This window comes from Veillonella sp. (assembly GCF_019414865.1).
Lineage (GTDB): Bacteria > Bacillota > Negativicutes > Veillonellales > Veillonellaceae > Veillonella.
In genome coordinates this window covers 1-4889 of sequence record NZ_DXLG01000116.1, presented here as the reverse complement: position 1 = coordinate 4889, position 4889 = coordinate 1, and the positions used below count along the sequence as shown (strand labels likewise).

Below are 4889 nucleotides of genomic sequence, written 5' to 3'. Positions count from 1 at the left end.
CCGCAGAGCAAACCTTATACATGGTATTTTTATCGCTCTTTATCGGTACGGTATTGGGGCTAGTTATAGCCGTTACCTTAGTAGTGACCAATCCGAATGGTATCGTTAAAAATAGTATTGTTTATACCATTACAAATACAATTGTTAATATTGTACGTTCCGTACCATTTATCATTTTGATGGTGTTTATATTACCGTTAACTAAGATGATTGTAGGTACTCGTGTTGGTACAACAGCGGCTATTGTACCACTTGTTATATTCATTGCACCTTATCTTGCTCGACTCTTTGAGAACTCTATTTTAGAGGTTAATAAAGGCATTATCGAGGCAGCACAATCGATGGGGGCCTCTCATTTTGAAGTGATTTGGCATTTCCTTTTACCAGAGGCAAAGGGTTCGCTTATTCTATCTATTACAACAGGTACTATAGGGCTAATCGGTGCTACGGCTATGGCTGGTGCTATTGGGGCTGGTGGTGTAGGTGATTTGGCCCTCACCTATGGTTATGAACGATTGAACTTCCCATTGATGTTATTTACCGTAGTTATTTTGATTATTTTTGTTCAAATTATTCAAACAATAGGTAACTATTTTGCACGTCGTGCGCGTCGTTCCTAATTTGATGAAATAGATTTTAGTTATATTGATTGTGAAAGTATAGGAGAAAATACTATGAAATTTAAAAAGCTTCTTGCCCTTGGTGCGGCATTAGTATTTAGCGTAGCTTTTATCGCAGGCTGCGGTTCTAATAATAGCGATAATGGTGCAAAAAAAGAGTTAACCTACAGTAAATCTCAAGGTCCTTACTCTGAATTATTTGAAAAAGGTGTAAAACCAATTTTGGAGAAACAAGGCTATACCTTTAAAGGCGTAGATATGTCTGATTTGGTACAAGCTGACCAAGTGTTAAGTGATGGTGAGGTTGACTTTAACGTTGAACAACATACAGCATACATGAAAAATTTTAACGAAAAACAAAATGGTCATCTTGTAGCATTAACACCAATTCCAACAGTACCAGCAGGTATCTTTAGTGGTTCTAAAACATCTTTAGATCAAGTGGCAGATGGCGACACTATTGCTGTACCTAATGATGCATCCAACATGGCTCGTGCTTATGCGTTATTGCAAAAAATCGGTTGGATTAAGCTTAATCCTAACAAAGATTTAGCAACAGTAACTCAAGCAGATATTATTGAAAATCCTAAACATCTTAAATTTACAGAAATGAAATCCCTTACAATTCCGTCTGTACGTACTGACTTTGATTATATCGTTATTACAGGCGCTATTATCTATAATGCAAAAATTGATCCTAAATCTGCATTGGCAAATGAAGACGTATTGCCACAATGGTTATTACAACTCGTAGTTAATGAGAAAAACAAAGATGCACAATGGGCAAAAGACATCGTAGCAGCTTACCACTCTCAAGAATTCAAAGACTACATGGAAAAAAATAACAATGGCCTATGGTTCGTACCAAAAGGTGAATAGAATATAATAATGTGATATATAGGCACGAACAGCTATATAGGAATAAATAAAAGAACCCCTAATAAGTTTTTACTTATTAGGGGTTCTATTTATATGAGATAACATGAGGATATTATAGGTTGATACAAGGGGGGCCTTTTGTAGAGTGACTTATACTGTCATGCCCGCCGCATCGTTTTCATAGAGTTCTTTATAGTGACCACCACGCTCTATCAGTTTGTGATGTGTCCCTTGTTCCACAATGGTGCCGTTTTCTACTACTAGTAGGATGAAATTTATTACTAAAAGTTTATTATCAATTAATAAGTATTATGATTAAGTTTATATCATCTTATTAAAATTTTTGATATACTAAATAGGCAATTTTTGCAATTTTTGTTTTGAAGTAGTAAGGAGAGTTTCTAATGAAGTTGAATTGGAAATTATTCGCACCGCTTGTAGTAGCTATTCTTGTATGGCTCATCGGTGCTCCTGAAGGTCTTAGCGCAAATTCTTGGATTTATGTAAGTATTTTCGCTGGCCTCGTGGTAGGTTTGATTTTAGAACCAATGCCACCAGCTTTCATCGGTATCATTGCTGTTACCGTATCTATGTTGTTTAAGGTTGGTCCTGCCCCTGTGGTAGATAAAGCAACCGGTGTCGCTAAGGCGATTACTGATGCGCAAGCTATCAGCTGGGGCCTTAGTGGTTTCTCTAATGCCATCGTATGGTTGATCTTTGCCGCTTTCATGATTGGTATTGGTTATGAAAACTCTGGCCTTGGTCGTCGTATTGCTTTGTTCCTTGTAGCAAAGCTTGGTAAGTCTTCCTTAGGTCTTGGTTATGCCATTGCTATTACGGACCTTGTGTTGGCTCCATTTATTCCAAGTAATGCGGCTCGTTCTGGTGGTACGATTTATCCAATCGTATCTAGTATTTGTCCGATGTTTGATTCCTATCCAGATAAGAACCCTCGTAAAATTGGTTCCTATTTGAACTGGGTCGCGTTGGCAACTACATGTGTGTCTAGCTCTATCTTCTTGACCGGTGCAGCGCCAAATCCATTGGCTCTAGAATTGTCTGCTAAATCTGGTATCGTAGCGGCGAACTGGGGCACATGGTTCCTCGCATTCTTGCCAGTAGGCCTTATCTTGTTCATCATCACTCCATTGTTGACCTATGTATTCTGCAAGCCAGAGGTAAAAGGTTCCCCTGAAATTGCAGCCTGGGCAAAGGATGAGTACAAGAAACTAGGTTCCATGACACGCAGTGAAATCTTCATGGCCTTAATTTCTGTATTGGCTCTTGTGTTGTGGATTGGTGCTTCTACATTCAAAGTAAACCCTACAACAACAGCTTTGATCGTTATTATTTTGATGATTTTCACTAAGATTATGACATGGCAAGACTTCCTTGCTAATAAACCAGCATGGAATGTTTTAACTTGGTTCGCTACACTCGTACCTATGGCTTCCGGCCTTAAAAATGTAGGTTTCTTGGACTGGCTTGCTAAATCTGCAGGTGGTTCTTTAGTGTCTCTAGATCCTACAATGGCAGTTTTAGGTTTGTTATTAGCATTCTGCTTGCTTCGTTACTTCTTTGCATCCGGTACTGCTTATGTAACGGCTATGGTAGGCTTATTTGCTACTCTTATTCTTCAAATTCCTGGCGTTGACCCAGCGCAAGTTATGTTGATTCTTTTAGTACCAATGGGGATTATGGGTATCCTCACACCATATGGTACTGGTCACAGCCCAATCTGGTTTGCTAGTGGCTATAATAAAGGCCCTGAATTCTGGAAATTAGGCGCTATCTTTGGAATTATCTACCTCGCTATCTTTATCGTGGTGGGGATTCCATGGATTCAGTTCGTAATGCCACTTTTAGGATAACTTTCCGCCGCCATATGTCTCTCTGCGCTCCATTCGCTGCAAGTCGCTAGATAGACATATGGCGGCTTCTTCTATCTTAAAATGGCAATGCTCGCTTTAGCGGGCAAGTCGCTTTGATATAGCTCGACAAATCTAAAAAAATAAATATAATGGTGATATGATAGTAAATTTCTTACCTAGGTTTTTTGCTGGAGGTTTTTATTATTATGTCTACTTCTGAGCGTGTTGTGCAGTCAATTTTATATGAGCTTGGTTGTATTTTAATTGGTTGTTTGGTAATGCAGTTTGTTCCGCATGAGGGGCAGCCTTTTTTATTGATGGTTATTTTTTCCTTACTAGCTATGGTTTGGAATTTTGTGTTTAACTGGATTTTTGATAAACTAGTACCAGGTGATCGATTAGCGCGGGGGCCAATTATCCGTACAATCCATGCCGTATTGTTTGAAGGTCTATTTATGCTTGCTACTGTACCGATTATTATGTACATGATGCATATGACCTTTTGGATGGCTTTTATGACGGATATAACGATGACATTGGTTATCTTAGGTTATACGTATGTGTATAATTGGGTGTATGATCGAGCGCGTCTATATTTTGTAGAGGCTTAATTTGAAATATGAGGTAGGTACCTCTTGTAAAATCTATATTGTATAGTAGGAGGTTCTTATGTCTACAAAGTCTATTACGGGCACAGGCCTATTATTGGCCGTAGCCTTGTTGGCGCAAAGCTTGCGCCTCATTTTCCCCTTTATTCCTAATCAGGTGAGTATGTTCCTCATCGGTTCTATTACGTCCGCCACCTTTGTACTCGCCACATGGCGCTATGGATGGAGGAATGGCCTAGTTATTGCTTGGATTGCACCAGTGGTGGCGCATTTACAAGGCATGTTGCCGTTGCCGCCGTTTATTTTGATTACGGCTCTTGGCACGACTGCCTACGTATTTGTAGCGCACTGGTTACAACATAAACCTAAGGTATTGCTTATTATCGTGGCGGCCTTGGTAAAAGCTGGTGTTCTTTTTGGTGGTTATTCCTTGTTCTTTTCTCTATTCCAATTTCCACCGAAGATTGTAAATACTATGTTATTCGTATCTAGTTGGCCTCAATTGGTAACATCTTCTTTGGGCATTATTTTGGCTCTACTTATTACAAAACGTACTAAAAATTAGGCTAACTTAACTTAAAGTTATGACAACCCATTCAAAATAGATATGACTTTTTAAGGGCACTCATGCAGTATGAGTGCCCATTTTTGTTGACCTTAGTCATTGTCTACTTTTATAATTAACATATTGTATACAAATATGAGGAGTTGAATGGAATGAAATTTAATACAAAATGCGTTCATGGCAGCGGTAGACCAGATAGCACTGGTGCAATTTCCCCTGCAATTTATATGTCTAGTACATTTTCCCATCCAAAGTTGGGTGATACAACAGGTTATCAATATACGCGTGAATCTAATCCAACACGGGACCGTTTGGAACAATTGATTGCAGGCCTTGAAGATGGTAA

6 protein-coding genes are annotated in these 4889 nt (G+C 38.9%); all 6 read left to right on the top strand.

The window, feature by feature from the left end:
* A partial coding sequence (locus tag QZ334_RS06875; protein WP_295233085.1) for a methionine ABC transporter permease occupies positions 1-620 on the top strand: 620 nt, incomplete at its 5' end.
* Positions 621-674: 54 nt separating this feature from the next.
* Positions 675-1499 carry a MetQ/NlpA family ABC transporter substrate-binding protein gene (locus QZ334_RS06870; protein WP_295233082.1) on the top strand — a complete coding sequence of 275 codons (825 nt, stop codon included), beginning with the start codon at positions 675-677 and terminating at the stop codon, positions 1497-1499.
* Between the two features lie 404 nt (positions 1500-1903).
* A complete protein-coding gene (locus QZ334_RS06865) occupies positions 1904-3370 on the top strand; it encodes an anion permease (protein ID WP_257847099.1) in 1467 nt (488 codons plus the stop codon).
* A gap of 206 nt (positions 3371-3576) precedes the next feature.
* The gene (locus tag QZ334_RS06860) at positions 3577-3981 is read left to right on the top strand and encodes a PACE efflux transporter (protein ID WP_295233079.1); all 405 of its coding nucleotides are present in this window, start codon (positions 3577-3579) and stop codon (positions 3979-3981) included.
* A gap of 58 nt (positions 3982-4039) precedes the next feature.
* Positions 4040-4543: an ECF transporter S component gene (locus QZ334_RS06855; RefSeq protein ID WP_105085186.1), complete on the top strand. Its 504-nt coding sequence runs from the start codon at positions 4040-4042 to the stop codon at positions 4541-4543.
* Between the two features lie 152 nt (positions 4544-4695).
* Positions 4696-4889 (top strand): PLP-dependent transferase (locus QZ334_RS06850; protein ID WP_295233075.1); only part of this gene is annotated, 194 nt, incomplete at its 3' end.

Coding starts and splice junctions, on each gene's coding strand:
- QZ334_RS06870 (WP_295233082.1), top strand. CDS start 675: ATGAAATTTAAAAAGCTTCTTGCCCTTGGTGCGGCATTAGTATTTAGC.
- QZ334_RS06865 (WP_257847099.1), top strand. CDS start 1,904: ATGAAGTTGAATTGGAAATTATTCGCACCGCTTGTAGTAGCTATTCTT.
- QZ334_RS06860 (WP_295233079.1), top strand. CDS start 3,577: ATGTCTACTTCTGAGCGTGTTGTGCAGTCAATTTTATATGAGCTTGGT.
- QZ334_RS06855 (WP_105085186.1), top strand. CDS start 4,040: ATGTCTACAAAGTCTATTACGGGCACAGGCCTATTATTGGCCGTAGCC.